This window comes from Blautia sp. Sow4_E7, assembly GCF_052116245.1.
Lineage (GTDB): Bacteria > Bacillota > Clostridia > Lachnospirales > Lachnospiraceae > Blautia_A.
Map to the genome: position 1 here is coordinate 1 of NZ_JBQKLL010000080.1, position 4502 is coordinate 4502.

Annotated in this window: 6 protein-coding genes; all 6 read right to left on the minus strand. The window is 36.9% G+C overall.

Annotation, left to right across the window (positions count from 1 at the left end; translation table 11 throughout):
• Positions 1-172 precede the first annotated feature (172 nt).
• The 6 genes from ACTQ50_RS19050 to ACTQ50_RS19075 all read right to left on the minus strand — a co-directional run bounded on the left by ACTQ50_RS19050 (position 173) and on the right by ACTQ50_RS19075 (position 4168).
• On the minus strand, positions 173-496 hold the full coding sequence (locus ACTQ50_RS19050; protein WP_441485473.1) for a hypothetical protein: 324 nt from the start codon (positions 494-496) through the stop codon (positions 173-175).
• Between the two features lie 690 nt (positions 497-1186).
• Complete coding sequence (locus ACTQ50_RS19055) at positions 1187-2077, minus strand: hypothetical protein (protein ID WP_441485474.1); 891 nt, start codon at positions 2075-2077, stop codon at positions 1187-1189.
• 227 nt (positions 2078-2304) lie between these two features.
• A complete protein-coding gene (locus ACTQ50_RS19060; protein ID WP_349143332.1) occupies positions 2305-2799 on the minus strand; it encodes a DUF3368 domain-containing protein in 495 nt (164 codons plus the stop codon).
• Entirely contained in the window at positions 2796-3086 is a 291-nt protein-coding gene (locus ACTQ50_RS19065) for a hypothetical protein (protein ID WP_012742196.1), read from the minus strand. Before ACTQ50_RS19065 ends, ACTQ50_RS19060 begins: the two co-directional genes overlap by 4 nt.
• Before the next feature lie 71 nt (positions 3087-3157).
• Complete coding sequence (locus ACTQ50_RS19070; protein WP_441485475.1) at positions 3158-3625, minus strand: plasmid mobilization protein; 468 nt, start codon at positions 3623-3625, stop codon at positions 3158-3160.
• Positions 3626-3643: 18 nt separating this feature from the next.
• A complete protein-coding gene (locus ACTQ50_RS19075) occupies positions 3644-4168 on the minus strand; it encodes a site-specific integrase (RefSeq protein ID WP_441485476.1) in 525 nt (174 codons plus the stop codon).
• Positions 4169-4502: the final 334 nt, after the last annotated feature.

The window sequence follows — 4502 nt, forward strand, 5'->3', positions numbered from 1 at the left end:
TGGATAACCAAACAAAGGAATGTCCAAAATCAGGGATATCACTTTTGTGTAGGTGTCTAAAAAATAGGCACTACACTAATTCAAAATGTCCTTGACAAGGGATACAGTTTATTCTGCAATCTCGTCACATTCTCTATTGGATCACGCATTTGTCATACCTCCCTTTCCGTCATTATCTATTCATCTCAAGTATTCTTTTCACTTCCCGCCTCAATTCCCCACTGAATTCTGATAAATCATCATATGTAATTACTTTCAGTCTAATGAGACGAACAATATCCCATATCACCTCTGACTTACTCATCTCCATGATAACTCCCGGATGACGCTTATCTTCTTTTATCCGTTTTTCAAGTTCCCAGAATTTTTCTGATGCAGGCTTTTTATCATCATTCAGAAAATTTGCATACTCTTTAACAAGACCTTCCATATAATTTTCCTGCCAGCCTGATAATTTTTCTCGAAATAGCTTCCAATCTTTTTTACTTATGTCCATGATTTTGAACCTCCTCAGTCTCATGTTAGTCTCAACAAACAATTTCAAAAATGAGACTGACTTGAGACTACAACTTTATAATTCACCTGCAACTACCGATTTTATCGCATTTTGCTATATCATAGAGTCTCACTCAGTCTCAAATCTCGTGAGACTTCGTTGAGACTAACTTTGGAATATTCGTTTTCAGAAATCATTTTAAGAATCACGCACTCTTTAGAAAGATTCTTCTTAGAATATTCTGATTTTAGCCACTTAATTTTTCTCAAAATTTCTGTGACATTTTCTATGACATTTCTACGACATTTTCTGTGACATTCCCCATCTTCATTATTAGAGTTATTGACTACAACATAAAAGCATTTGTATGATTAACTGGATCTGCTGTTTTCTTTCTGATGAATAATCCAAATCTTTGTATGTTTTTTGAATTCTCTGACTTTTCTGCTGATTCTGCTGATTTTTCTGCTAATTTCTTTTTTTCTTCATCGCAAGCGGCTCCTGACCAGAATTTGTATCTTCAATTAATTCCGGATTTATCCATCATTCGGACTTTCAAAAATCATAAATTCCAACGAATTTGCCTTCTTAATTCCACTCAGCACACCTGCATCTATCAGGTAGTCCTCATGATACAATAACTTTTTTCGTCGCTTTTTTCGTCGCTTTCCCAATGAAAAAAGCGACGAATTATTTTAATCTATACAGCTTACCTTTTGTTTTCCCATTATCGATTAGTTTATCAAGTACTATTAATTCTTTTAATAATTCCTTTGTCCTAGTATCCTTTAATCCCAGATTATCAGCTATTTCAGCTGTTTTGTGCCATTCACCATCATTTAATAATTTTAAGATTTTTTCATATTGCTCTATCTTTTTCTTTGATAATTTTTTCGTCGCTTTCTCATAGCTATTTGGCAGCAAAACTTCATCATCCGCTTCCAAAAATGCCGGGTGGATTGGAATTCTTATTCTCATAGCTCGTCTATCTTCATCCGTAAAGAACTCCGCTCTTGCGATATTTCTATGCCACCATCTTACATTGTTTAAAGAAGATAATTCCATAACAACCCTTCTTTCATATTCTGTATCAAAGTTTTCTTCTTCGCTATACAAAGATTTTGGAATCGATGCAATAGTATTTGTCGGTGATATCTCTCTAGGTAATTTATAGGATGGCATACAAGAAATTTTGTCTTGTTCAACCCACTCATAAAACATTTTCTTTGCATATTCATCCAAAAGAGAATTAACTTTTTTATTAATTTTCAAAGCATAGATACCTGGTGTCTGTTCCATATCTGTTAATTGATCTTCAGTCAGGTTCTGAATAATTCTGTCTACATATATATCCAAATCTCTATCATTTACCGCATTATTCTTTGATAGTTTCTTTATTATCATATCCTTACACAAACGTATTTTTCTATCTGATGGCTGTTCATCAAACCACTTTTTCACATTTTGATTGTCGAATCCCTGCAATTTCCATGCTTTAGGCATTGCATCAGAATCATCAATATCTATACGGGCTATTTCAGAATCCACACTATCAAAATCTATAACTGTATCTTTATCCAATAAAGAAAATCCTGCATATAAATTTTCCTTGGATAGAGGCTGTTGCACATGTTCAGAAAACAGAGAACGTCCTGTCTCTACTCCATTCTCTGTAACATGGTGTAAAATTGGTTCGGTACAGACGTCAGATTTACTACTATTTTCAATTTTTTCCTATCCAGCATCTCGTTTCAGAACTTTTTAGAACCAATCCAGAACCACGGTACTGTTATAGAACCAGAGTATTTTTAGTCTTTCAATCTGCTTAACAGCATCTGATAATGCCGCTGTCCGATATGCCGTCCGGCACGTTGCAGACCATCTACACATTCTCTGACCTCATCCGAAGTCAGTTCGTGTTCCTCATAGGCTGCCATAAGAATCCCTATCGTCCCCATGATTCTAAGCCCCATCTGAGCTGATACGTTTCTTCCCTTTGCTTCATCCATCAATAACAGATCTGCTTTTAATTCATCTGTCAGAACAATCGCTTCACTCTCGCCCTGGTCAAGACCGGTTGCTCTTTTTAATATACTGGCAGATTCCGGATTGTTGACAGGTTTCACTGCGATAAATTTCGTCTGTCTAATCCGATTCGCTTCAAGCTGAAAACGTTCATCGGCTGTCAGCTCATCAAATACTGCCTGCGGAATCAGAACATCTCCAAACAGTTTTTCCAGCAAATCTATACGATTGATTTTAAGAAGTGATATCAGCGGTGTTGTATCTGATACAACAATCATACCGCAGCCTCCTTCTTTTTGAGTTCTCTGAAAGTATTCAGTTCATCATCCAGATCATCCATCGTCATATCAAAATAGGAATATCCAAGCTTATCATACAGATCAATCAACTCTGATTTTCTGATTCCCAGAATTTCAGCCGCACGACCATGAGATATCGTCTGATTCAGTATATATGGATACAGCAACAGTGCATTTCGGGTAAGCTCTGTTTCCGGGTTCATTGTTACCAGATATTTTGACATTCCTACCGGAACTTTAATGGTTACAGATTCTGTTGTTACCATAATATCACGTCCTTTCTGTTAGAAATCCATGTTCGTTTCTTTTCCTATATTATATCCATTATTGGTAGTTTCTACAACTGATTTTTTATCTGCTCCACTGCTCCATTTTTACCAGCAATCTCTTCCCTGATTGCCTCACAATATTCCTGAATCTCCTGCTGTTCTTTCCAATGCCTGTTATCAGAATCCGGCTTCTTATCAAATAAATAGGCAGCTCCATTCAGAATATCCACCATCGTAATCATAAACGCCAAATAATCTTCTCTAAGTTCCTTGAAACTCTCCCCAGACATGGAAAAATCACCGGACAGAATCTGCTCGGTGATCTCTTTCATAACTATCTGTGTTTCTCGTAATTCTTCTACAAGGTACTGTACCCGTTGCTTTGTTCCTACTACAACAATATTGGAATAAATACAGCTTCTTGCAATAAAATCTTTCTTATACAACCCACTGGCTTTTACCCGCTCTTCAATTATTGCCCGTTCCCATTGCGTAGGACGAAACGCTATTGTTGGATTGCTGTGTTGCCCTGGCATATTTTTCGGCTCCTTCCATTAATTTTCATCCACTTCCGCTAACTTCTCCAACTGATCTGCCAGCTTTCGTGACTGATCTGGATACAAATGAGAATATGTAGATAACGTTGTCTGAATCTTTTCATGTCCCAGTCTGTCCGCTACCAGATTAGGCTGTGCCCCAAGTTTGGAAATCAGCAAGCTGGCGTGAGAGTGTCGCAGATCATGCAATCGGATTCTTTTTACCCCTGATAACTCAATACCTCTCTGTATTTCATGTTCCCAGTATGCTTTTGTCGTGTTCTGGAACAGTCTGTCCTTTGCCATAAGTCCGTACAGCCTGCCTGTGTACTCCTTTAGCTCTGTTACCAGAAAATCCGGTAATGTGATGATTCTCTTTCCTTTTTTTGTTTTCGGATCAGTAATCACATCTCTGTTCCCGATTCTCTGATAGGACTTAGCTATCCTGAGCGTTTTTTCTTCTTCGTCAAAATCTTCTAATGTAAGAGCTAACAGTTCTGCTTTTGTCAATATAAGACTAAAAAAAATATGTTTTTCTTGCAAAAAGCACCGCCAGTTTTCCCTGGCGATGCTCCTGCAAATAATTACTCATCTTTTTTCTCATTCACATCTATGACTTTACTCTTATCTCCCACAAAGAAAATATCATCCATTTTCCAGATGATCTCTATTCTTCCGCCGCCATAGACATACACTTTATCAATATAGTGTTAGCATCTAATTAGTACAAAATAAAATGAGATATTCCCTTAAATGTATTATATAATCGTAAATGGTGAATAACCAGTCAACTTCCTTGCGTCTCCAAAAGATGAGATAATGGTGTGAAAAGTGTAAAAAGTGTGTTTCACACTTTTCACGAAAAACACCACAGGAG

Coding starts and splice junctions, on each gene's coding strand:
- ACTQ50_RS19070 (WP_441485475.1), bottom strand. CDS start 3,625: ATGCCAGGGCAACACAGCAATCCAACAATAGCGTTTCGTCCTACGCAA.
- ACTQ50_RS19065 (WP_012742196.1), bottom strand. CDS start 3,086: ATGGTAACAACAGAATCTGTAACCATTAAAGTTCCGGTAGGAATGTCA.
- ACTQ50_RS19060 (WP_349143332.1), bottom strand. CDS start 2,799: ATGATTGTTGTATCAGATACAACACCGCTGATATCACTTCTTAAAATC.
- ACTQ50_RS19050 (WP_441485473.1), bottom strand. CDS start 496: ATGGACATAAGTAAAAAAGATTGGAAGCTATTTCGAGAAAAATTATCA.